We start from the raw sequence: 23,676 nt of genomic DNA, 5'->3' as shown, positions 1-23,676 counted from the left end.
CGAAAAACAAAGTCGTGGCTGTTTGGTCAAACGACTTGTCGACAGGGAGAGAACAGGATGAATTTCGGAAAGACGGCGTTGCGCAGTGTAGCATTCGCCTTTGCGATTTTCGCAGTTCCCATGGTCATCGCGCTGCCAGCCCATCAGGCCTTTGCAGCAAACGCGGTCAAGGTCGTGGTCAACAAGACGCCGATTACCAGTGACGACATTGCTCGGCGCGTCGCCTTTTTGAAATTGCAGCGCCAGTCCGGCAACCTCAACGACAAGGCGCGCGAGCAGCTGATCGATGAAGCGCTGAAGCGCGAGGAAATCGCCCGCGTCAAAATGTCGGTCAGCACCTCGGATGTCGATGCGTCCTTCGCGCGTTTTGCCGCCACGAACAAGATGTCCACAGATCAGCTGACCAAGGTTCTGGCGCAGGCTGGCGTCGGTGCGGAACACTTCAAATCCTTTATCGCCGTTCAGATGAGCTGGCCACGTCTGGTCAATGCGCGCTATGGCGGTCGCAACAAGATGTCCACGCAGGATTTCGTCACACGTCTCAAAGAGACTGGACAAAAGCCGGTGACCACGGAGTATTTCCTGCAACAGGTCATTTTCGTCATCCCCGAAGCGAAGCGCAACGCCATCACCGGCAAGCGGAAGGCTGAAGCCGAGGCATCGCGCAAGCGCTATCCTGGATGTGAGCAGGCCAAGACTTTTGCAGCCACCATGCTCGATGTTTCCATCAAGGATCTCGGCCGCATTCTGGAGCCGGAACTGCCGCCGGATTGGAAGCCGCTTGTCGAAAAGACCTCCGAGGGTGGCACCACCGGAACGCGTGTTACGGAAAAGGGCGTCGAATATCTTGCCATCTGCAAAAAACAGCAGGTATCAGATGATTACGCTGCTGAAGTCGTGTTCCGCGCAGAAGACCTGACGAAGGCCGAGAAGGGCGAAAACCCGAACGAAAAGAAATACCTGGAAGAGCTGCGGAAGAAAGCCCAGATCACCAGCACCTGATGTGAAAGCCGATTTCGTGACCCTGCCACAACTGCCTCTCGCCCTCACTCAGGGCGATCCTGCCGGGATCGGTCCCGATATCGCAATCACCGCCTGGGCAAAGCGCCGGGAACTTGGCCTGCCTCCTTTCATTTTGATCGGAGACCCGGATGTCATTGCCAGCCGCGCCAATCTCCTCGGGATCGCAATCAATGTGAAAGTCTGCGAGCCGGAGCAGGCATTATCCGTTTTTCCGGATGCGCTGCCCATGATTTCCATTCCTGTCGGTTTCGAGGTACAGGCCGGACAACCGCATGTCGGCGCAGCACTGGCTACCATCAAGGCTATCGAAACGGCTGTTTCGCTGACCGTTGAAAAAAGAGCGGCAGCTGTCGTCACCAATCCAATAGCCAAGTCGATTCTCTACGAGGCTGGCTTCGGTTTTCCCGGCCATACCGAGTTTCTGGCGGACCTTGCCAGCAAGTTGACAGGCCAGACGGTCAAGCCGGTGATGATGATCGCCGGGCCGAAGCTGCGGGTGGTACCCGTCACGATCCATATTCCGGTCAAGGACATTCCCGGCGCGCTTTCAGAAGACCTCATCATCGAAACCTGCCGCATCGTCGCTGCCGATCTCAAAGACAAATTCGGTATCGAGGCCCCTCGCCTTGCCGTTGCGGGTCTCAACCCGCATGCAGGCGAAGACGGTGCTATCGGCACCGAGGATCGCGATATCATTCATCCCGCGACCATCCAGCTTCGCAAGGACGGCATCGACGCGTTCGGCCCCCTGCCCGCCGACACGATGTTCCATGATGCCGCGCGCAAGCGCTATGATGTGGCCGTGTGCATGTATCACGATCAGGCGTTGATACCTGCGAAGGCTCTCGGCTTTGACGATTCCGTCAACGTGACGCTTGGCCTGCCCTTCATCCGTACATCTCCTGATCACGGCACCGCCTTCGGCATAGCAGGTCAGGGCATTGCCAATGAATCGAGCCTCGTCGCAGCTCTGAAAATGGCAGCCGATATAGCAGCCCGTCAGGCGGCCGCATAATGGCAGCCATTGATGGTCTTCCGCCGCTGCGCGATGTCATCCAGCGCCACGGGCTCGATGCAAAGAAATCGCTCGGCCAGAACTTCCTGCTCGACCTGAACCTGACGCAGAAGATTGCCCGCACGGCTGGCCCTCTGGAAGGTGTCACCGTATTCGAGGTCGGCCCCGGCCCCGGCGGCCTCACACGCGCCATCCTGTCGCTAGGTGCAAAGAAGGTCATCGCCGTCGAGCGAGACAGCCGCTGCCTTCCAGCTCTGGCCGAGATCGCTGCTCATTATCCCGGGCGCCTTGAGGTTATCGAAGGCGATGCGCTAAAGACTGATTTCGAAACCATGGTGCCGAAAGGTGAGCCGGTCCGCATTATCGCAAACCTTCCCTACAATGTCGGAACGCAATTGCTGGTCAACTGGCTACTGCCCAAGCAGTGGCCGCCCTTCTGGCTGTCGCTGACACTGATGTTCCAGAAGGAAGTCGGTCAGCGCATCGTGGCGGAAGAAGGCGATAATCATTACGGTCGCCTCGGCGTTCTGGCAGGCTGGCGTACGGTGCCGGAAATGGCTTTCGACGTCCCGCCCCAAGCCTTCAGCCCACCGCCGAAAGTGACCTCGACGGTCGTGCATCTTCTGCCAAAAGACAGGCCATTGCCGTGCGATGTGGCTACCCTCGAAAAAGTCACCGAAGCCGCCTTCGGCCAGCGCCGTAAGATGCTGCGCCAGAGTGTGAAATCCATCGGTGGTGAAGCGCTTCTTGAAAAAGCGGGTATCGATCCGACACGCCGGGCCGAGACTTTGTCGGTGGAAGAGTTTGTTCGGCTGGCGAACTCTCTGTAACCTGCTTTTGAGCGGCGATTGATTTTCAACAACCAAATCGCTATTTTGACCACATATGGTCAAAATGGGTGACAAGCATGTCAAGTGTCAGCGTTGCAGAGGCGAAAGCGGGTTTTGCGGGTCTGGTCGATGATGCCGCGAGTGGGGAATTCGTGACGATCACTCGCCATGGGAAACCAGCTGCCGTTCTCGTGTCTGTCGAAGCGGCAGATGTGGCCAAAAAGGCATTGAATAAGAACAGGCCGAATTTCGGGGACTTTCTGTTGAGTTATCCGGGCGGGATGGACATCGAACGCGATCCATCCACAATCAGGAAAACCGATTTTGAGTAACGGCTTCCTGCTCGACACAAATATTATCTCGAAATTTGCGCCAGATAAAATCACTCCCTCTCAAGAGGTACGCGCCTGGTTTCACGACCATGGTGAAACCGGCACGCTTTATCTCTCCGCGATGACCGTCGCAGAAATCGAAAAGGGAATGCGCAGCCTTCATCGGCGCGGCGCAGTTGAGCGCGCGGATAGCCTGAATTTGTGGCTGGAGGCGCTCACCAAAAACTTCGGTGAGCAGATATTACCGATGGACACCGTCGTGGCCCGAATTGTGGGTGCGCTGGCCGATGCGGCGAGCAGCAAGGGGCAAAACCCCGGTGTCAGCGATTTGATTATTGCGGCCACGGCCAAAGCTTACGATCTGGTGGTCGTGACCGAAAACCTGAAACATTTTATTCCGCTGAAGATCGAGGTCGATCTACCCGGCTGCTTCAAACAGCCGGATGTGTAGACCTCACCGCCCCGGAAGCGTCGGCTCTTCCTGCAACAAATCTCTTACGAAATCGAACATGCCGTGGCGACGGTCGCGGCGGACGCGTTCGGCCTTGACGATGGCTTCGATGGCTTCGAATGCGGCCTGGAGGTCGTCATTGAGGATGACGTAATCATAGTCGCGCCAGTGCTCTATTTCCGAGCGGGAATTGGCAAGGCGCGTCTGGATGACCTCTTCGGTGTCTTCCGCGCGGCGGTGGAGGCGCGATTGCAGCTCTGTCATCGTTGGCGGCAGGATGAAGATGGAGACGACATCCGCTTTCATCTTGTCCTGAAGCTGCTCGGCGCCCTGCCAGTCGATGTCGAACAGCATGTCCTTGCCTTCGGCCATCGCCTTTTCGACAGGTTCGCGGGGTGTGCCGTAGTAGTTGCCGTGCACCTCGGCCCATTCCAGCAATTCCTCACCTTCGCGCATACGCTCGAAATCGCGCTTGGAGATGAAGTGGTAATGGATGCCGTCGATCTCGCTCTGGCGACGCGCGCGGGTCGTGACGCTGACGGACAGGCTGATATTCTTGTCCTTTTCCAGCAGATTGCGGGCGATGGTGGATTTGCCGGCACCGGATGGCGAAGAAATGACCAGCATCAAGCCTCTACGGGCGATATGGACGGGTTGAATGCTGGCTGACGCCATGGGTCTACTCCAGATTTTGGACCTGTTCGCGGAATTGATCGATCACCACTTTCAATTCGATACCAGCAGCGGTTACAGCACTGGCGTTGGATTTGGAACAGATTGTATTCGACTCACGGTTAAATTCCTGTGCAAGAAAGTCCAGCTTGCGCCCAACCGGCACACCGCTGCTCAAAAGCTCCCGCGCCGCGGCCACATGGCCAATCAGACGGTCGATTTCTTCGCGCAAATCCGCCTTGGTGGCCAGCAGTACCGCTTCGGCATGCAGGCGATCCCGATCCAGTCCGGCATTGCCATCACCAATCAAAGCAATCTGGGCAGCCAGTCGCGCCCTGATCTGTTCTGGTTGTCGCGATGGATCGGCCTCAATGATGCGGGTCAGTTGCTCGATCTTGTCGATGTGGCCGGAGAGAATGCTGAACAGCGAGGCACCCTCACGCTCACGCATTGTCTTCAGCGCTGAAATAGCTGCGTCAAAGCCCTCGACGATATCCCGGTTGCGCGCATCCTGCTCGTCAGCAGCCTCTTCCGGCTCGCGAAACTCCACCAGTCCGCGCACGGAGAGCAACGTATCGAAGCTCAGCGGTGCGTCGCTCACGGCGTCACCCAGATCACGCTTCAGGGCCAGAACGGCATCCAGCGCATCGCGGTTGACGACGGCTTCCATCTTGGTTTCGGAAGCAGACAGGCTGAGACCGGCCTGAATATTGCCACGAGAGAGGCTTTTGGCAGCGATGTCGCGCAGCTCCGTCTCCAGCGCTTCCATGCCGGTCGGCAGGCGCAGACGCAGATCAAGTCCCTTGCCATTGACGGAGCGAAGCTCCCACGCCCAGCGGTAGCGTCCGCACGAACCTTCGCTGCGGGCAAAACCCGTCATGGATTGCAATGTCATGAAATATACCCCCTGAAACAACCACTGCCGCTTTGGGGCGGCAGTGGGCATAAATATCAATTTCCTGTTGGCTTCTCGGCTTGCGATCCGCCCGGCTGCCCGTCCACCGCCGTTTCCGGCGTGCCGCCAGCTGCGGCCTTTTCGGCTTCGATCTTGCGCCAACGGCGGACATTGGTGTTGTGCTCGTCCAGCGTCTTGGCAAAGGTGTGGCCACCGGTGCCATCGGCCACGAAATAGAGATCATCCGTACGCCAGGGATTGGCCGTTGCCTCGAGCGCTGCGCGGCCCGGATTGGCAATCGGGTGCGGTGGCAGGCCACGAATGATGTAGGTGTTGAACGGCGTTTCTTTCTGCAGATCGGACTGGTAGATCGGCCGGTCGGATGGTTTGCCCTCGCCGCCGAACAGGCCATAGATGATGGTCGGATCGGATTGCAGGCGCATGTTCTTCTTCATGCGATTGTAGAAGACCGATGCCACATGGCCGCGCTCGTCATCCTTGCCCGTTTCCTTTTCCACAATGGAAGCGAGTGTGACGAATTCTTCGATGGTCTTGAGCGGTAGATCCGGGTCGCGACGTTCCCAGATCGACTGGATCAACCGCGTCTGGGCGGCGCGCATCTGGTTGACAACCTCTTCCCGCTTGGTGCCGCGCGTGAAGGGATAGGTGTCCGGGCGTAGCGATCCTTCGGCTGGCAGTTCGGCTGGCAGATCACCCTCGAGGATCGTGTCGGAGGCGAGGCGCGCGAACATCTGCTTGACCGTCAAGCCTTCCGGCATGGACACGGTGTAGAGAATGGACTTGCCGGATTCCAGCAGAGCCAGAATATCCTTCATGGATGTGTGAGCTTTGATTTCATATTCGCCGGGCTTCGGCGTCTGGCTCGGCGTCATGTAGCGGTCTGCCATCAAGCGGAAGACACGCGCATTGGAGATCGCACCCTCGCGCTCCAGATTGTTGGCGATTTCGGCAAGACCGGCGCCGTTGCGAACGGTGACCGTCTTGCTGATCTCCAGCGGGCCCGGCTCGTGGAACGAATTGATCATATAATAGAAGGCCGCAACGCCGACCACGCAGACGGCAACCACAAGCGTCATGAGGAAATTGAGGAAAATCACCACCTGGCTGTGGGCCTTGCGGGAGCGCTTCGGCGGGGCCGGAACCTTTTCAGGTCTCAAAGCCTCGGTCGGAGATTTCGGAATGATCGGGCCGCCCTTGCTCTCACTCGAGCCTTCACGTCCTTGAGGGGCCTGATTGTTCTCTCTCGTATCGCTCACCGGCGGTCCTTTTCAGTTCGGCATTACAGCGGCTATTTGAGCAGGCAATGCGGCAAAAACAGGTTCGGCAGGCTATTCTGCACTCGGTAGACGGGGAAACATCGAACACATCTTCGTTTCCAAAGACAGCGACCTTTCCGCTCTCAAACGCTGCCAAATCGGACAGCGAAGATGAATGTCCCGGCTGTTAACCGGGAAAACTCAATGCTTTGTCTGCGATTCCTGACCAAACGGCAAGAGCCGAGCGGTTTTACGCTTCGTAACGGCGAAGCACGAGCGATGCGTTGGTGCCGCCGAAACCGAAGGAGTTGGACAGCGCCACGTTGACGGTGCGCTTGCGCGCCTTGTGCGGCACCAGATCGATGGCCGTCTCGACATCGGGATTGTCAAGATTGAGCGTTGGCGGCACGATGTTGTCGCGAATGGCAAGCGTAGCGAAAATGGCTTCGATGGCGCCAGCAGCACCCAGCAAATGCCCGGTCGCGGACTTGGTGGAGGACATGGAAATCTTCGAGGCCGCATCGCCCACCAGACGCTCGACAGCGCCAAGCTCGATGGTGTCGGCCATGGTCGATGTGCCATGAGCGTTGATGTAATCAACATCCGCTGGCGTCAAGCCTGCGCGCTTCAGTGCCATGGACATGCAGCGGTAAGCACCTTCACCATCTTCGGACGGAGCCGTGATGTGGAATGCGTCGCCTGACAGGCCATAGCCGACGACTTCGGCATAAATCTTCGCGCCGCGCGCCTTGGCGTGTTCCAGCTCTTCCAGAACGACGATACCGGCACCCTCACCCATGACGAAACCATCACGGTCCTTGTCATAGGGGCGCGAGGCCTTTTGCGGATCGTCATTGTGCTGGGTGGACAGCGCCTTACAAGCGGCAAAACCCGCAAGTGAAATACGGCAAACAGGGGATTCCGCGCCACCTGCGACCATCACATCGGCATCGCCGAGCATGATCAGCCGGGCTGCATCGCCAATGGCATGCGCACCGGTGGAGCAGGCTGTGACGACCGAGTGGTTCGGTCCGCGCAGCTTGTGGCGAATGGAAACCTGGCCGGAAATGAGATTGATCAGACGGCCGGGAATGAAGAATGGAGAAATACGGCGTGGGCCCTTGTCGCGCAGCGTGTAGCCCGCTTCAACAATGCCTTCGAGACCGCCGATGCCGGAGCCGATCAGGACGCCCGTCATGATCTGATCTTCGTCGGTTCCTGTGGATGGATGCCAGCCCGCGTCGATCAACGCCATTTCGGCTGCGGCCATGCCGTAAACGATGAAGGGATCGACCTTGCGCTGTTCCTTGGGCTCCATCCAGTCATCGGCATTGAAGGTTCCGTTGGAACCATCACCGACGGGAATGCGGCAGGCGATTTTTGCAGGAAGATCGTCAACCTCGAACTCGGTTACGAGACGCGCACCATTTTGGCCGGCCAGAAGCCGTTCCCAGGTAATTTCCGTTCCGCAGCCAAGAGGAGATACCATGCCGGTACCGGTGATAACGACACGTCTCATCGCTAATGCTCCGCCCTTATCCAATCATCGCTATGCTATTTACAGCACTCGCGCGATGCCGAGCGCCGCAGGATAAAATATTGGCCCGGACTGGCCGGGCCATATCGGGAGGGCAGATGCCTTCCCTTTTTTATTCAATCGATCAGGCCTGAGCCTTTTCGATGAACTTTACAGCGTCACCCACAGTCAGGATCGAGTCAGCTGCGTCGTCTGGAATTTCAACGCCGAATTCTTCTTCGAACGCCATAACCAGTTCAACGGTGTCGAGCGAGTCAGCGCCCAGATCGTCTATGAAGCTTGCGCCTTCAACGACTTTTTCGGCGTCAACGCCAAGATGATCAACTACAATTTTCTTTACGCGTTCTGCGATATCGCTCATGTCGGTTTCCTCGACCTTTACTTTGAAAGGAATGCCTTCTTAAGACACCCTGCCCTGTTAAAACCCCCAAGCGCCTTTCAAGGCAGGCACCGTGGGCAAACCCGTTCAACCCGGTTCAAGCTAAACATCGCGCCAAGAAATCGCAACGGTCGCTTTTGTTTCCGGGACGACTGTTCACAGTCTTCGCCCGCTTAACACGGTTTCCGGGGAGAAAAAAGCCTTAAAATAGTGCTAACCATCTTGCTCTACAGGCAATTTTCTCAACGGCGTGCCGCGGGCAAGGCTGTTAGATCATCGCCATACCGCCGTTTACGTGCAGCGTCTGGCCCGTCATATAGCTTGCCTCGTTGGAAGCAAGGTAAAGAACAGCCGAAGCGATCTCCGCGCCGGTGCCCATACGCTTCATGGGAATGGCACCCATGATGGCTTCTTTCTGCTTGTCGTTCAGCTTGCCGGTCATCGCGCTTTCGATGAAACCCGGTGCCACGCAGTTGACGGTGACGTTGCGTGTGGCGATTTCCTGCGCCAGCGACTTGGAAAAGCCGATCATACCGGCCTTGGAGGCGCAGTAGTTGGCCTGGCCCGGATTTCCGGTTACGCCAACGATGGATGTGATGTTGATGATGCGGCCAAAACGGCGGCGCATCATGGGATGTGTCAGTTCACGCGTCAGACGGAACATGGAGGTGAGGTTTACCTCGATAACATTGTCCCAGTCCTCATCGCTCATGCGAACGAACAGGCCGTCCTTGGTGATGCCGGCATTGTTGACGAGAATATCGACGCCTTCGAGTTCGGCCTCGGCCTTTTCGCCCAGCGCCTTGACTTCAGCGCGGTCGGCAAGGTTGGCCGGGAAAATCTTGACGCGCTCGCCAAGCTCGGACGCAAGCGCCTCCAGCTTTTCGACGCGGGTGCCGTGAAGGCCAACCGTTGCGCCCTGCGCATGCAGCGTGCGGGCGATTTCTTCGCCGATGCCGCCGGTTGCACCTGTAATGAGAGCCTTGCGGCCGGTCAGATCAAACATGATGTTTATCCTTTGTCTATCTTTAGAACTCAGCCGAGAAGTGTTGCGAGTGCAGCATCGATATCGGCAGGCGTGCCGACGGCAACGCCGTTCACCGTCTTGTCGATGCGGCGGGCAAGACCCGTCAGCACCTTGCCGGAGCCGATTTCATAGAGTGTCGTAACATCGTTTGCTGCAAACCACTCAACGGTTTCGCGCCAGCGGACCTGGCCCGTGACCTGCTCTACCAGCAGTCTGGCAATCTCTTCGGCATCCGATACGGGTGCTGCCCGCACATTGGCGATGACAGGCACGACCGGGCTTTTCTTGGCCACCTCAGCCAGCGCTTCACGCATAGCATCAGCAGCAGGCGCCATTAGTGCTGAATGGAAGGGCGCTGACACAGGCAGCATGATGGCGCGCTTTGCGCCTTTCTCAGATGCCAGTGCCGCAGCCTTTTCAACCGGAGCCTTCGAGCCGGAAACAACCAGCTGACCGCCGCCATTGTCATTGGCGATCTGGCAGACGCCGCCAATAGCGGCTTCCTTGCAGATGGCTTCTACATCGCCGTGTTCCAGACCGATGATGGCGGCCATGGCGCCCTCACCCACCGGCACTGCGGCCTGCATGGCATTGCCGCGAATGCGCAGCAGACGGGCGGTATCGGAAAGGGAGAATGTTCCGGCAGCGCAGAGCGCAGAATATTCGCCGAGCGAGTGACCGGCAACATAGGAAACCTTGTCGGCAAGCTTCAGCCCGCGTGCTTCCAGCACACGCATGACAGCGACGGAAACGGCCATCAACGCTGGCTGGGCATTTGCCGTTAGCGTCAGCGTCTCTTCCGGGCCGTTCCACATGATGTCGGAAAGCTTCTGGCCGAGCGCCTCATCAACCTCTTCAAAGACAGCGCGCGCCTCTGCGAAGTTCTCGGCAAGCTCCTTGCCCATGCCGACAGCCTGGCTGCCCTGACCCGGAAATGTGAATGCAATAGCCATGGGATCCATCCCTTCTCTTATTTTCTTGGGGACTTCCATTCACATTCCGGCCCACAGAGTCAAGGCTTTGCGGGGTGCGGCAGGCGTCTGTCCACCTTTCACACCCCGCAATCGCCGCCTCACCGGGTAAACAGGCCAACCACTTCGCTGATGCAGAGTACAATGAACAGCAGAGCGGAAATGCCCAACAGACCGTTGGACAGCCAGCCGCTGCGCCACTCCTTCGGCACGCGTGAGGAGTTGAGAAGCCAGATCAGCGTCAGCGCCAGGAACGGCATGAAGAAGGCACCGAGCGCGCCATATATAATGACGAGCAGGAACGGACGTCCCAGAAACAGCAGCACCATGGGCGGGATCGTCAGCCAGAACAGGTAGAAGCGGAAGGCAGGTGTCTTTTCCAGCCCTTCGCGGGTACCGGTTTCGCCTTTGATGCCGCGCACGAAGTCCGCAAACAGCATGGACACGCCCTGCCATACGCCCAGCACCGATGAAACCGCCGTGGCGAAGAAGCCGATAAGGAACAGTGTGGACATGGTGCTGCCGAATCGTTCCTCCAGCACGCGGTCGAGATCGAGAAGACCGCGATCCCCAGTCGAAAGCGCAATCTGCGACGCGTAGAGCAGTTCAGCACCGATGATGAGCATGGCCACGACGAACATGCCGGTGACGATATAGGCGACGCGGTTATCCAGCCGCATCACACCCATCCAGGCCGGCGTGCGCCAGCCCTTGGCATTTACCCAATAACCATAGGACGCCATGGTGATGGTGCCGCCGACGCCACCGATGAGACCGAGCGTATAGATGGCCGATCCCTCAGGGATTGTCGGGATAAGACCCGTCACGGCTTCACCCACATTCGGCGAGACCATGATGGCGATGCCGATCACGATGACGAACATGATGCCAATGAAAATCTTCATGACGGTTTCGAAGGCTTCATAGCGATTGAAGGCCACGAAAGCGGCACAGGAAAGCCCGGTCAGCACAGCCCACACCCAAAGCGGCACGGATGGGAAGAAGACGGCCAGCGGCAGCGCCGTGGCGCTCATGGCCGTTGCGCCATACACGAAGCCCCAGACCATGATGTAAATGCCGAAATACCAGCTGGTCCATTTGCCCAGCGACCGCCAGCCTTCCAGCATGGTGGAACCGGTAGCCAGATGGTAGCGCGCGGAACCTTCCGCCAGTGCGATCTTCACGATGCAGCCGAGAACGGCAGCCCACAAAAGCGCATAACCGAATCGGGAACCGGCAATCAGCGTGGCAACGAGGTCGCCTGCGCCGACACCGGTGGCGGCGGCCACGATACCGGGGCCGATGAGTTTCCATCGCCCGGTTGCTGGCGGCACCGCCTTATCGTCAACTGTTGTCGGCTGCGCAATTGCTGCACTGTCTGTCATTCACGGTCCTCCGCGCTGGTTTATGATCGAACCCAAATGCACACGGCAGGAGATGGTTGCGCGCCAAAAGGGAAATACGTCCCCGTTTTGACATAAACAGAAGCGCGATTACTACCCTTGGACGATAAATCGCCTGAAAACCGCCATAAGCATCGAATTTTCCGGAATGTTTTTTCTTGCGCTCGGCCAAATCACGGCTAGTCTCCACCGCACCTTCCAAGCCATCAGCCAAGCATCAGGACATTTCCATGAAACATAATACCCTGGGACGTACGGGCATTTCCGTGTCGGAAATCTGCCTCGGCACCATGACGTGGGGCACGCAGAACACCGAGGCCGAAGCGCACGAACAGATGGATTATGCCGTCGAAAACGGCATCAACTTCTTCGACACCGCCGAACTCTACCCCACCACGCCGGTTTCGGCAGAAACGCAGGGTCGCACCGAAGAGTATATCGGCACATGGTTCCAGAAGACCGGCAAGCGCAAGGATATCGTGCTGGCCACTAAGGTCGCGGGCTCCGGTCGTGACTACATCAGGGGTGGACGCGATATCGATGCCGCCTCCATTCGCGAAGCCGTCGATACAAGCCTGGCCCGCCTGAAGACCGATTATATCGACCTCTACCAGATCCACTGGCCCAACCGCGGCACCTACCATTTCCGTGGCGTATGGGGTTTCGATGCCTCAACGCAGAACACCGAAAAGACGCTGTCGGAAATCACCGAAAAGCTGGAAACGTTGGGCGAACTGGTCAAGGCTGGCAAAATCCGCGCCATCGGCCTGTCCAATGAAAGCGCATGGGGTACGCAGAAATACATCGACATCGCCGAAGCCAACGGCCTGCCGCGCGTCGCCTCCATCCAAAACGAATATAACCTGCTCTACCGCTCCTTCGATCTCGATCTCGCCGAAGTCGCACACCACGAGAATGTCGGGCTTCTGGCCTATTCTCCACTGGCTGGCGGCATTTTGACCGGCAAATACCAGAGCGGCGCCCGCCCGGAAGGCTCACGCGGTTCGATCAACAAGGATATTGGCGGTCGCCTACAGCCGTTGCAGGAAGCGCCGGTCAAGGCTTATCTCGAACTGGCCTATGAGCATGGAATCGATCCGGCCCAACTCGCCATCGCCTTCACCCTTTCCCGCCCCTTCATGGCGTCCTCCATTATCGGAGCAACGACCATGGAACAGTTGAAGACGGATATCGCAGCAGCCGATATTAAGCTTTCGGACGAGGTCCTGAAGAGCATTGCCGACATTCACCGGCAGTACCCAATGCCGATCTGATCAAAGCCTGCTCATGTTTTCTTGGTGGGCGCGGGAAACAGTTCCCGCGTCAAGAGAGGACATTATCCAGACTAATTCTCTTGATGCGTGGCATCGAAGGGTAAAGGCATAAGCGTGCCTGACAGAAGGCGGACGAGCGCGCCGTGATACTCAGTGCCGGTTTTTGCGTAAATGGACTTCAAATGCGTTTTGACCGTATTGGGGCTGATGCCAGCAATGATACTGATGTCTTTGGGTGCTGTGCCGCTTGCGGCGAGCCTTGCCACCTTTGCTTCAGACGCCGTGAGGTCGAACAGGCCTCGAAGAAGGGAAGTGCCGGGAACAGTCGATGAGGCAAGCGTGCTGATGACGAGAATGAACAGACCGCCAGGCATGATATCCTGACCCTGCCCCCGGACTGGAACGATATGGACCACGCTTGCAGCCCCTTCGCCAAATGCTGGAACAGGAATTGACATGACCTTCGCCACACTTGGGTTTATGGCGAGTTGAGCGAGTGCTTTTTGCATCAACCGATCGCTTTGTGCGTGACGTAATTTTACACGCTCCCGGCTGTCCATAATCAATGACGGGATGAACAATTGCATCAGTGTGTTCGCCGCCAGCATTCTGCCGCCCGGGCTCACAACACAGGCAGGCAGGCCAAAAACGCCCAGTCCGTCGACGACTTTCGAAGCCGCGGCCATTTTTAGTCGCCCCGCAATGCTGAGAGAGCGGGCAAGATGCGGTCGAATGGAATCCAGCCAGTCCGTCTTTTCGCGGGAAATCGGCCCGGCCTCAAAATCCCCGTCGAAGCTGGCTGCAATCCTGTCGCCATCCGGAGTGGTGATATGTGTGCCCACCGACCAGCCAAGTCCGAGTGGGTAAAGGAAGTCGCGATAGAGAGGCTCATCGGCCAATTCGTGTGCATTGAACACATCGAGATCGGTCACGAAGCCCGCATGGTCGAGACGGTCGGCGCGCTCTCGACGCGTGTTGTGTTTGTCCCATCCCTCGCTGGCAAAGCGTTGAAATATCTCCACAGCCGCCGGCGTTGCGACGAAAGTTGCACCGACCTCGGATTGAGTAAAAATCACCCCGCCGCGTGTACCGACAATATCGTTGATATTAACCAGTACGCTTTGCCATTTCTCAGGAACCAGCGCTGCTTCATAGATTCCATCAATGATGTCGGCTGTCTGCATTGCCCTCGTTTCCCATAGGAGGCGACCTCACATCCCTGCGTATCAACCGAATGACCAGGAAATTGGCCTGTTGACCGCATGTACAAAATTCCTTCCCTCAGCGCCAAACAAGTTACCGGAAGAATTGTCGTCCTCACCCCAAAGGGTGAGGCTGCAAATGCAGAGATTGATTATGGTTAAATTGCCATCTGAGAAATGGCAAGAGTGTTCCGGCACAGGAAATCCGACATGAAAATCCTATTCATCACTGCACTTGCCGCCATATCGATGACGGCACCAGCATACGCAGACAATTGCGCTCCGCATATTAATCGCCTTTTCCAGATTAAAAACCGGCTGGATTCTACACCAAGAAGTAATCGACACGAACATAGTCAGCTTCTCGACGCGTTCAATCAACAAAAACAAGTCGTATGGCAATGCAATCAAAACAAACTGGCAAACACACCGCAGGATCCATTCTGGTACCGCCAGATGAACCGTGGATGGTAACAAGCACTAGGGGGAATACAATGAAACTGACGTATAGTCTTGCTCTTGCCTTGGCGTTCATTCAGCCAGGCATATCTCTCGCCGCAGGCCGTGACATTTGCTCTGATCAGTATCTTGCGGCTCAAATCCAGCCCCAAGCGAACCGCGCTCAAAGGGCGGTAGGTATTTGTGGCACAGCAAAGGCGGGAATAGCTCTTTATTCCAGGAGCATAAGTCTGGTTAGTAAATGCCAGCATGATCCAGGGTTGCGGGCGTATAAGAGCCAACTCGAGCAGCTTCTTCGGGATGCCCGGAATCAGGCGAATTCATCTTGCGGCTGACCTACACAGCACTTGAAAGGTGCCGAAAATGAAAGTTGCCTTGATGACATTGACCTGCGCACTGCTACTTTCAGCAACAGCGCCTACTATGGCCTTCGCGAAGGACACGTCGCCACAATGCGTTAAAAAGATATCCTGGAAAGGCGTAAAGTTTTTGATGAACTTTTGCCTACAGGAAACGCCCCTCGTCCGATGGGATGACGAGCGATGCTTACCGGGCTGCCTGAACATCATCGGCTATCATGAAAGTATCAGGCTTAAAAAGAAATCCACGCTCATTCGCTACGAAACCTGCTCACTCGAAAAATGTCAAATAAGCTTATTCCCAAACAGAGTTTAGGGGATTTGCGCAGAACACCGCTTCGGTCCGACTAGCCTACATCGATATGACTTGAATTTTACGATTCTGCGCCGAACGATCAACCAAGGTTGAGCTGACCGCGCAGGCTTTTTCAGGCAGCGCGCTTGCATTCTGATGAGAAATCCGTATAAGCGCGCTGTTCACAACACCCGGTCCAATTGGCTGGTGGCTGAACGGAGGGCTGGTTTCGTTTACGAAACCGCAGGACCATAAGGTTTCCGGCCTCCCGTGTCTCCGCTCTCGACCGTCTCGAACAACGCTTTTCTTGCCCTTGGCTTTTGCCAAACAGGAGCAGTCGTTGAGGCTTAGCGCCGTTGCCGGGTGATGAATGAAACGCAAGAAAGGCAAAGCTTAAATGGCTCTTTACGAACACATCTTCCTTGCCCGGCAGGATATCACTGCCCAGCAGGTCGACGCACTTGTCGAGCAGTACAAGGGTGTTATCGAATCGTTCGGCGGTAAAGTCGGACGCGTCGAAAACTGGGGTCTGAAGTCCCTGACATACCGCATCAAGAAGAACCGCAAGGCTCACTACGCTCTGATGGACATCGATGCTCCGGCACCGGCTATCCACGAAATCGAGCGTCAGATGCGCATCAACGAAGACGTTCTTCGTTACATGACCATCGCCGTGGAAGCCCACGAAGAAGGTCCGTCTGCAATGATGCAGAAGCGCGATCGCGACGACCGTCCACGCCGTGACGGCGACCGTCCTGACCGTGGCCCGCGTGAAGGCGGTTTCGACCGTGGTCCTCGCCCGCCGCGTGAAGGTGGCTTCGGCGACCGTGAAGACCGTCCGCGCCGTCCGCGCGAAGACCGTGCATAAGGAGCATATATAATGGCTGACGCATCTTCTTCTCAGGCACGCCGCCCGTTCCACCGCCGTCGCAAGACGTGCCCTTTCTCCGGCGCTAACGCTCCGAAGATCGACTACAAGGACGTACGTCTTCTGCAGCGCTACATTTCCGAGCGTGGCAAGATCGTTCCTTCCCGTATCACAGCTGTTTCGCAGAAGAAGCAGCGCGAACTCGCTCAGGCGATCAAGCGCGCTCGTTTCCTCGGCCTGCTGCCTTACGTTCTGTCTTAATTGACACTGACGAGGCTGCGCTTTGGCGCGGCCTCGTTTTTCTTCTCGAAGCAGCTGACTCTTAATCAGCGGGCCGAGACTTTAATATCCTTCCGCGTTGGGCGCGGATCGACCGAACACCAAAACCCATGTTGGGGATCAGGCTCTAAGCCATCCTCTAACTGCTACCAAATTCTGGGCAGGACAGCGACGTTGATACGATTGAACCAGACAGTGCTGATTTCCGGCGTTCTCGCCGGCATATGTGCCGCGTTTCTTACGCTTGGCGCAACGGCACAGTCGTCCATGTCATTCCTGCTTTATGCCGCCTCCGCGATGCCCATTCTCGTGGCCGGTCTCGGTTGGGGCAATGCTGCGGCCATTGTCGCCGTTCTCTCCGCCGCCTTCCTTGGCGCGCTTGCCGTGTCACCGATCTTTGCCGTGACGATAGCGATCTTTACGCTCGTCCCCGCTGGCTGGCTGTCTCACCTTGCCAATCTGGCACGTCCCGCTTCCGAGATCGGTGGCCCTGATGATCTGATGGCCTGGTATCCGCTGTCGGGTATCGTGCTGCATCTGTGCGGCCTTATCACCCTCTCCGTCATCATACTTGGCACGATGATCGGCTACGGCCCTGATCTCGTTTCGCAGCTGGTTGATGTGATGATGGCATCGGTGCAGGCGCGCGAAGCCTCGTTCACGCCGGATGCAACGGCGCTTGCGCAGACGAAATCCCTGCTGGTGCTGATGCTGCCGATGATTCAGGGCGGACTTTGGGTCATCATGCTGTTTGCGGCCTATTATTTCGCAAGCCGCATGGTCCGCTCCTTCGGCAAGGGCCTGCGTCCGCGCGAAGACATTGCAGCGGCGCTGCGCATGCACCGCAATGCGATCTTCATCTTTCTCGGCGGCATCGTGCTGACCTTCGTCGGCGGCACCGTGGCCATGATTGGCGCAGTCATCTGCGGCACATTCGGCGCGGGCTTCCTGATGGCGGGCTATGCCTCCCTGCACCACCGTTCCAAGGGCAAGGACTGGCGCTGGCCGGTTCTGGTTCTCAGCTATATTTCAGCGGTCTTCATGTTTCCGCTGCTCATCATTCTCGTACTGGGTCTGAGTGACGTGCGCAGCACGATCTCCCTTACCCCGGCGCGGAAAACCGACAATACAAACGAAACCGACAACTAGAAAGGATCAAGAAGATGGAAGTCATTCTTCTCGAACGCATCGCCAAGCTTGGCCAGATGGGCGAAACCGTAAAGGTTCGCGATGGCTACGCACGTAACTTCCTGCTGCCGCAGGGCAAGGCTCTTCGCGCCAACGCTGCCAACAAGACCCGTTTCGAATCCGAGCGCGCAACGCTCGAAGCTCGTAACCTTGAGCGCAAGTCCGAAGCACAGACCGTTGCAGACGCACTGGCTGGCAAGAGCTTCATCGTTGTTCGCTCCGCTGGCGAAACCGGCCAGCTGTACGGCTCTGTTGCTGCACGCGACGTCGTTGAAATCCTCGGCGCTGAAGGCTTCAACATCGGCCGCAACCAGGTCGAACTCAACACGCCGATCAAGACCATTGGTCTGCACAACGTTACGCTTCACCTGCACTCGGAAGTCGAGCTTCAGGTTGAACTGAACGTTGCCCGTTCTGCTGAAGAAGCCGAGCGTCAGGCAAAGGGCGAAAGCCTCACATCTGCTGACGCCATCTACGGCGTTGACGAAGACGCTCTTCGCCCAGAAGACTTCTTTGATCCAGATGCAGATCAGGACGGCGACGACGAGTAAATATTTGCGGGCTTTAGCGGCTCACAAACGAAAACCCCGGATGGCAACATCCGGGGTTTTCGCTTTTTGGCGAAGGCAGTTGAGTGTCCTAAGCTGCTCTTCGTTTGAAGCGCACAGCTTGCGGCGGCAGTGTCATGGCGATCACACCGGCCAAGATGCAAACAAGACCAATCATTGTCGTGGCATGCAGTTCCTCTCCCAGAAACACCACGCCTATCGCAACACCCACAGGTACTCTGACATAAGCCTGCGCCGTCGTTCCCAGCGACCCCAGCGTATGCACAAGCCGGAAGTAGATGCTGAAGGCGAGCGCTGTGGAAAACACCGACAGGCCCAGCAGTGCCATGATCGATCTGGCCGATGGCGCAAGCTCCCATGGGCGGTCCACGATAGCGCTGAGCGGAATGAGAATGACGGCGCCGCAAATTAGCGAGGCAGCGGCGGGGATCATCGAATCGATGCCTTTGAAGTTCTTTCCGAAGATCGCCGCACCTGCGTAAAACACGGTTGCCAGAATAACGGCGAACTGGGCGAGAACGACATTCCCCAGGCCATTCAGCGCCTGAATGCCGATCATTACCACCGTACCGACCAGACCGATCATGACGCCGAACAGTTTGCGGCCACTCAGCGTCTCATGCCGCGTGATGAGCAGCGTCAGCAGGAATGTGAAAACCGGTGTCAGCGAATTGAGGATAACCGCAAGCCCGGCATCAATATAATGTTCCGCCCAGGCAATCAGCGTGAAGGGCAGCACGCTGTTCAGCATCGCCTGTATGGCGAAACGCTTCCAAAGCTCCATATCTTTCGGCAGCCGCAGGCCGCGCCAGAGGATGATGGCCATCAAAATACCACCGGCAATCGCCGTGCGCGCCGCAATCAGCGTCACTGGCGGAATGGTCTCGATACCGATTTTGATGAAAGTGTAGGAGCTGCCCCACAGGCACCCCAAGAGAACCAGCAGGCCAAGTTCCCGAAGCAGCCCGAATTTTCCATTCATTCATTTCTTCCTTAGATGAGGCATATGCTCTTTTTTATAGAGACATCGGCAGGCCGGATGCTTCGGTCACGGCCGAACAATGCCCCGCTGACGGCCCCATTCTTTGATGCTAGATTTCTGGAATGAACAATATCGCGTCACCCAATACAATCGCTGCTATCGCAAATCTTATCGGCGATACGACCCGCGCCAATATGCTCTGCGCATTGATGGGCGGACAGGCGCTGACCGCTGGCGAGCTTTCCCGGCAGGCAGGCGTCACCGCGCAGACCGGCAGCGGACATCTGGCAAAAATGGTGGACGCCCATCTTCTTTCCACCGTCAAGCAGGGGCGGCATCGCTATTACCGGCTGGCGTCTCCACAGGTGGCGCATGGCATCGATGCCTTGATGAACATCGCCGCCGATGGGCCGAAGCGACACCATCCCGTGGGCCCGAAAGAAAAAGACATGCGCATCGCCCGCAGTTGCTACGACCACATTGCGGGCAGACTGGCGGTGGCCATGGCCGATAGTCTTTCGACAAGCGGGCGCATCATTTTGTCAGACGAAGGCGCGCTTTTGACCGACGATGGCAAGGCGTTCCTGCAGGATTTCGGGATCGATCTGGACGATGGCACGCGCTCGAAGCGTCCGCTATGCAAGACATGTCTGGACTGGAGCGAGCGGCGTCACCACATTGCCGGACGCGTGGGTGCTGCCCTTCTGGACCGGACGCTGGAATTGGGGTGGATCACCAGACGCCCGGACAGCCGCGCGTTGCGTATCACGCCTGTCGGCGACAGGGGCTTTCGCGACATCTTCTGCCTGCCGGCAGACTGGAACGCGGTGTGACCACGGGCAGGATCAGCGCCCTGCCCGCGACTGTTTGACGTTTACTTCGCAGCCGTCTCGGCACCCTCGGGCGCTTTGCCCTTATCCACCCGCACCACGACCGACATGCCGGGGGAAAGCTCGGCGGCCAGAGGCTGGTCAGGATCGATGGAGATGCGTACGCCCAGACGCTGGGCAATCTTCACGAAGTTGCCCGTGGCATTGTCCGGCTTGATGACGGCGAATTCGGAGCCTGCGGCGGGCGCAAAGCGCTCCACCTTGCCGGTCAGCTTCCTGCGGTGCAGGGCATCGACGGAGATAGACACAACCTGCCCTGCTTCCATTCCCGCCAGCTGCGTTTCCTTGAAGTTGGCAACGACCCAGATGTCATGCGGCACGACTGCCATCAACTGCGTTCCGGCAGCGACATATTGGCCGACGCGAACGCCGACTTCGCCCAGCTTGCCGTCTTTCGGCGCGTGGATTTCAGTGTTTTGAAGATCGATCTTTGCCAGTTCCACGGCTGCTTCCGCATTGGCGACCGCCGCCTGCAAGGAGCCGCGATTGATAATGATGGTCTGCAAATCCTGTCGCGCCACCTCAAGAGCTGCCTTCGACTGTGAAAGACCGGCGCGGGCCTTGTCGAGATTAGCCTGTGCTTCTTCCTGCACGCTGGAGGTGCCTGCACCGCTGCGCAGAAGACTATCCTGACGGTCGGCGGCAAGCTGCGCCTGTTTCAGCGAGGCCTGCGCGCTATCGACTGCCGCTTCACCCGAGGCGATGTTGGCCTTTGCCGCGATTTCCTGCTGGCGGGAATTGTCGAAAGCCGCTTTCTGGCTATCGAGAGAGGCTTCGGCCTGCGCCACCTTCTGGCGGAAGATGCGGTCATCCACCTTGGCCAGAATATCGCCTTGCTTGACCTCCTGATAATCCTTGACCGGCACATCGACGATATAGCCGCTGACCTGCGGGCTCATGGTCGTGACATAGCCGCGCACATAGGCGTTGTCGGTCATTTCCACGGAGCTGGAAAAGGGCGGCAGCCGCCATGCGTAAAGCACCAGCGCCACACCGGCGACGCCGCCCAGGAGAACGATGAGAGTAAGAGGCGTGAATATTTTCTTCAGCATTTTTATATCTCTGGACAATCAGGATTGAGGTGCGGCCACGATCTCGTCTTCGCCTTTCAGCAGAGACTTGAGACGTAACCATGCAAGATGAAGCAAAAGCATGACAAGAGCAGCGGCGGCACAAACCGAAATCAGCAGGAACGTGTCGTTATAGGCCAGGATATAAGCCTCGCGCGTGACCTGCGCCCCGAGCAGCGACAGACCCTCCGCCTTTAAAAGCGCGGCATCGGTGATGACGTGGCTGTAACCGGCAGACAGCTGGCTAACGCGTTGCGCCACCTGCGGGTTCTGCAACAGAATGCTTTCCACCAGAATGTTTGAGTGGAATTTTTCCCGCAACGTGACGAAGGAGCCAAGAAGGCCGGTCGTCAACAGCGATCCCGTGATCTGCGTGAAAATGAAGATGGTGATGAAGTTGACGAGGTAAGGCGGGCCTTTTGCCAAGGCAGCGCCAAATCCTTTCGCCATGACAGGCGGCAGGAACATGGCCGCACCGAAGGCGATCATTGCCTGGCTGAGATACATCTGCTCTGGCCGCACGAGATTGGTCAAACCGCTATCCATGAAGGCACCGAGCGCAATCAGCGCCAGCGCAATCACATGGGCGGTATCGACATATTTCGTCAGCATCAGCAGCGCACACAGGGCACCACCCAGCAGCGTTGCAACGATGATGAGCGCATAAAGCCCGGTCGTCTGCTCGTTGAGGATACCAAGCTGCTGGTAAAGACTAACAGCCGTAGAGGACTGTTCCGATGATACGGCGCGGTAGATCAGCAAAATGGCGATCAGATGCAGATTGGTGCGCGAGAATATCCACCGCAAATCCAGCATCGGATTTTTGCGCGGAAGCTCGATCGCGGTCATCACCGCCAGCAGGCCGATGGAAGTCGCCAGTAAGACGCCCAGCCACCATGTTTCGAACCACCAGTAAAAGCGACCAAGCGTCAGGAACACGGCAAGACAGCCAAGACCACCGGCAAACAGCAGATAGCTCAATATATCCATGCGCTCGATGACCTTGGCACGCGGTGGTGGCGTCAGCGGCAGCAGATAGATGATGGGCAGCACGGCAAGCGAAAGCCCGACCTCCATCGTGTAAAGTGCCTGCCAGCCATCGATATCCAGCAGATGCGGGGAAAGGATGCGAGCCAGCGGTGCCGACAGAAGCGTGCCGGTCAACGCTATGCTGAGGCCCACCGTCAGCTTGCGCTGCACGGGGAACGCTTCGAGAATATAGAGAAAGCCGAGCGAAGACAGCGGTGCCGCAGCCATGCCGCTGACGAAACGCACCACGATGGCAGAATGCAGATCCGTCACGAAGAGATTGAGACAGGAGGCCAGCACGAAACAGATGATGCTGATTTCCGCGAAAGGCCGCAGGCCATATTGCTGGCGCACCTTGAACAGCGCGATGGAGAAGGTGGCATAGGGCGCCATATAGGCTGCCGAGAGCCAGGCAACTTCCGCAATCGTGGCCGAAAACTCGCCCTGCAACTGGTAGATATTGGCCATGACAATGTTCATGCCCATGCCCTGCGTTACGAAGAACGACAGGCCAGCGAAGATATACAGCAGCTTTGCGTAAAAGGATTTTTCCGGCGGTGGAGCGGGCGTAACAGGTGTTTCCGGCACGCCTTCGACGTCTTCATCTGGCGCATCCTGAATGGTTGAAACGGCGTTGCTCACGACTGCACCTTTTCGCCAGTGAGGTTTTGCAGGTTTGCAGACAGGCGGCGAACCACCTCCAATGCGGCGCTGATATCATCCGTCGAAATATCGGCTGCGATGTCGGCCCGCATGGATTTTGCCTGCATATGCACATCCTCGAATGTCGTTATACCGTCTGGCGTCATGTGAATGCGTTTTGCCCGCCGATCGATCTCGTCAGAACGCCGTTCGATGAGGTTTTGTTTCTCCATCGCATCCAAGACGCGAACAAGCGTGGGCGTTTCGATTTCCAGCTCCTCGGCAAGCTCCTTTTGCGTCAGCGGACCGCGACGCGATAGCGCGAAAAGTGCTCTTGCCCGCGCAAGCGTCAGCCCCTGCTCCGCCACTCTCGCGTCGAAGAAAGATCTGAGTTTGCGGTTGAAGGCCGCCATCTCATCGAAAAGCTGCTCTTTTTCAGTCGCTCGCGACAATGTACCTACACCTTATAATTAGCATGCTATCTATTTCATGCCTATTTATTTTCGGCAAGACTGAAATGCAAGAGGCTTTGTCGCGATGGCAGCCATGACGTAAACTCATGGCATGGGAAAAGTGATTCGCAGCGCCCCGACGCCGATCACGGATTGCCCTGTGGATTACTGTTAACAACACGCATTGTGATGCCGCCTGCCACCATTCGGGCAAGCCTGTCTGTCACTGTTGCTGCAATGTCATTGACTGCCGCGCTGTCACACTTCAAACCGGCAGGCTTGCAAGAAAATGAAGGCCCGTAACAA

25 protein-coding genes are annotated in these 23,676 nt (G+C 57.3%); 12 read left to right on the top strand and 13 right to left on the bottom strand.

The annotated features are described in order from the left end of the window. Positions 1–57: 57 nt before the first annotated feature. From ABUK73_RS05515 to ABUK73_RS05495, 5 genes are all read left to right on the top strand, one after another. Positions 58–1,002, top strand: a complete 945-nt coding sequence (locus tag ABUK73_RS05515) for a peptidylprolyl isomerase (RefSeq protein ID WP_353576373.1) — start codon at positions 58–60, stop codon at positions 1,000–1,002. Between the two features lie 16 nt (positions 1,003–1,018). Continuing rightward, entirely contained in the window at positions 1,019–2,038 is a 1,020-nt protein-coding gene (gene pdxA / locus ABUK73_RS05510) for a 4-hydroxythreonine-4-phosphate dehydrogenase PdxA (protein WP_353576468.1), read from the top strand. Beyond that, a complete protein-coding gene (gene rsmA / locus ABUK73_RS05505; RefSeq protein WP_353576372.1) occupies positions 2,038–2,868 on the top strand; it encodes a 16S rRNA (adenine(1518)-N(6)/adenine(1519)-N(6))-dimethyltransferase RsmA in 831 nt (276 codons plus the stop codon). The genes pdxA and rsmA overlap by 1 nt, the downstream gene beginning before the upstream one ends. Before the next feature lie 77 nt (positions 2,869–2,945). Continuing rightward, positions 2,946–3,200, top strand: a complete 255-nt coding sequence (locus ABUK73_RS05500; protein ID WP_353576371.1) for a type II toxin-antitoxin system Phd/YefM family antitoxin — start codon at positions 2,946–2,948, stop codon at positions 3,198–3,200. Next, positions 3,193–3,651, top strand: coding sequence for a type II toxin-antitoxin system VapC family toxin (locus ABUK73_RS05495; protein WP_353576370.1), 459 nt, complete (start codon positions 3,193–3,195; stop codon positions 3,649–3,651). The genes ABUK73_RS05500 and ABUK73_RS05495 overlap by 8 nt, the downstream gene beginning before the upstream one ends. Before the next feature lie 3 nt (positions 3,652–3,654). Here ABUK73_RS05495 and gmk read toward each other — a convergent pair whose 3' ends face one another. The 8 genes from gmk to ABUK73_RS05455 all read right to left on the bottom strand — a co-directional run bounded on the left by gmk (position 3,655) and on the right by ABUK73_RS05455 (position 11,794). After that, positions 3,655–4,326, bottom strand: coding sequence for a guanylate kinase (gmk, locus tag ABUK73_RS05490; protein ID WP_113086864.1), 672 nt, complete (start codon positions 4,324–4,326; stop codon positions 3,655–3,657). Positions 4,327–4,330: 4 nt separating this feature from the next. Beyond that, entirely contained in the window at positions 4,331–5,218 is an 888-nt protein-coding gene (locus tag ABUK73_RS05485) for a YicC/YloC family endoribonuclease (protein ID WP_353576369.1), read from the bottom strand. A gap of 56 nt (positions 5,219–5,274) precedes the next feature. Then, the gene (gene mltG / locus ABUK73_RS05480; RefSeq protein WP_353576368.1) at positions 5,275–6,495 is read right to left on the bottom strand and encodes an endolytic transglycosylase MltG; all 1,221 of its coding nucleotides are present in this window, start codon (positions 6,493–6,495) and stop codon (positions 5,275–5,277) included. A 250-nt stretch (positions 6,496–6,745) separates the two neighbouring features. Further along, positions 6,746–8,014 (bottom strand): beta-ketoacyl-ACP synthase II, encoded by a 1,269-nt coding sequence (gene fabF / locus ABUK73_RS05475; protein WP_113086861.1) that lies wholly within the window; start codon positions 8,012–8,014, stop codon positions 6,746–6,748. 142 nt (positions 8,015–8,156) lie between these two features. Next, entirely contained in the window at positions 8,157–8,393 is a 237-nt protein-coding gene (locus ABUK73_RS05470; RefSeq protein ID WP_006727438.1) for an acyl carrier protein, read from the bottom strand. Between the two features lie 286 nt (positions 8,394–8,679). After that, on the bottom strand, positions 8,680–9,417 hold the full coding sequence (fabG, locus tag ABUK73_RS05465) for a 3-oxoacyl-[acyl-carrier-protein] reductase (RefSeq protein ID WP_113086860.1): 738 nt from the start codon (positions 9,415–9,417) through the stop codon (positions 8,680–8,682). A gap of 29 nt (positions 9,418–9,446) precedes the next feature. Then, a complete protein-coding gene (gene fabD / locus ABUK73_RS05460) occupies positions 9,447–10,391 on the bottom strand; it encodes an ACP S-malonyltransferase (RefSeq protein WP_353576367.1) in 945 nt (314 codons plus the stop codon). Between the two features lie 119 nt (positions 10,392–10,510). Further along, on the bottom strand, positions 10,511–11,794 hold the full coding sequence (locus ABUK73_RS05455; RefSeq protein WP_353576366.1) for an Nramp family divalent metal transporter: 1,284 nt from the start codon (positions 11,792–11,794) through the stop codon (positions 10,511–10,513). A gap of 248 nt (positions 11,795–12,042) precedes the next feature. Here ABUK73_RS05455 and ABUK73_RS05450 point away from each other — a divergent pair, with 248 nt between their 5' ends. Next, entirely contained in the window at positions 12,043–13,086 is a 1,044-nt protein-coding gene (locus tag ABUK73_RS05450) for an aldo/keto reductase (protein ID WP_353576365.1), read from the top strand. 71 nt (positions 13,087–13,157) lie between these two features. Here the strand turns inward: ABUK73_RS05450 and ABUK73_RS05445 are convergent, their stop codons facing one another. Beyond that, positions 13,158–14,270 carry a helix-turn-helix transcriptional regulator gene (locus ABUK73_RS05445; protein WP_353576364.1) on the bottom strand — a complete coding sequence of 371 codons (1,113 nt, stop codon included), beginning with the start codon at positions 14,268–14,270 and terminating at the stop codon, positions 13,158–13,160. 228 nt (positions 14,271–14,498) lie between these two features. Here ABUK73_RS05445 and ABUK73_RS05440 point away from each other — a divergent pair, with 228 nt between their 5' ends. The 5 genes from ABUK73_RS05440 (at position 14,499) to rplI (ending at position 18,287) form a co-directional block, all read left to right on the top strand. After that, complete coding sequence (locus ABUK73_RS05440) at positions 14,499–14,762, top strand: hypothetical protein (RefSeq protein ID WP_353576363.1); 264 nt, start codon at positions 14,499–14,501, stop codon at positions 14,760–14,762. A 1,036-nt stretch (positions 14,763–15,798) separates the two neighbouring features. Continuing rightward, positions 15,799–16,269, top strand: a complete 471-nt coding sequence (rpsF, locus tag ABUK73_RS05435) for a 30S ribosomal protein S6 (RefSeq protein WP_062452557.1) — start codon at positions 15,799–15,801, stop codon at positions 16,267–16,269. Between the two features lie 12 nt (positions 16,270–16,281). Further along, the gene (gene rpsR / locus ABUK73_RS05430; protein ID WP_042618600.1) at positions 16,282–16,530 is read left to right on the top strand and encodes a 30S ribosomal protein S18; all 249 of its coding nucleotides are present in this window, start codon (positions 16,282–16,284) and stop codon (positions 16,528–16,530) included. A 192-nt stretch (positions 16,531–16,722) separates the two neighbouring features. Then, a complete protein-coding gene (locus tag ABUK73_RS05425) occupies positions 16,723–17,697 on the top strand; it encodes a YybS family protein (protein ID WP_353576362.1) in 975 nt (324 codons plus the stop codon). A 14-nt stretch (positions 17,698–17,711) separates the two neighbouring features. Further along, entirely contained in the window at positions 17,712–18,287 is a 576-nt protein-coding gene (gene rplI, locus ABUK73_RS05420) for a 50S ribosomal protein L9 (RefSeq protein WP_113086856.1), read from the top strand. 88 nt (positions 18,288–18,375) lie between these two features. On the opposite strand, the gene ABUK73_RS05415 is transcribed toward rplI, so the two are convergent. Next, positions 18,376–19,287 (bottom strand): DMT family transporter, encoded by a 912-nt coding sequence (locus ABUK73_RS05415; protein WP_353576361.1) that lies wholly within the window; start codon positions 19,285–19,287, stop codon positions 18,376–18,378. Positions 19,288–19,409: 122 nt separating this feature from the next. Between ABUK73_RS05415 and ABUK73_RS05410 the strand changes: the two genes are divergently transcribed. After that, on the top strand, positions 19,410–20,120 hold the full coding sequence (locus tag ABUK73_RS05410) for an ArsR/SmtB family transcription factor (protein ID WP_353576360.1): 711 nt from the start codon (positions 19,410–19,412) through the stop codon (positions 20,118–20,120). 41 nt (positions 20,121–20,161) lie between these two features. Here the strand turns inward: ABUK73_RS05410 and ABUK73_RS05405 are convergent, their stop codons facing one another. From ABUK73_RS05405 to ABUK73_RS05395, 3 genes are all read right to left on the bottom strand, one after another. Then, on the bottom strand, positions 20,162–21,229 hold the full coding sequence (locus ABUK73_RS05405; RefSeq protein WP_353576359.1) for an HlyD family secretion protein: 1,068 nt from the start codon (positions 21,227–21,229) through the stop codon (positions 20,162–20,164). An 18-nt stretch (positions 21,230–21,247) separates the two neighbouring features. Next, positions 21,248–22,762, bottom strand: a complete 1,515-nt coding sequence (locus ABUK73_RS05400) for an MFS transporter (protein ID WP_353576467.1) — start codon at positions 22,760–22,762, stop codon at positions 21,248–21,250. 152 nt (positions 22,763–22,914) lie between these two features. After that, positions 22,915–23,370 carry a MarR family winged helix-turn-helix transcriptional regulator gene (locus tag ABUK73_RS05395; protein WP_353576358.1) on the bottom strand — a complete coding sequence of 152 codons (456 nt, stop codon included), beginning with the start codon at positions 23,368–23,370 and terminating at the stop codon, positions 22,915–22,917. Between the last annotated feature and the right edge of the window lie 306 nt (positions 23,371–23,676).

This window comes from Agrobacterium vacciniicorymbosi (assembly GCF_040427045.1).
In the GTDB taxonomy this organism is placed as follows: Bacteria; Pseudomonadota; Alphaproteobacteria; order Rhizobiales; family Rhizobiaceae; genus Agrobacterium.
The sequence above is the reverse complement of the archived record's forward strand: the minus strand, read 5'-3'. Positions and strand labels throughout refer to the sequence as shown.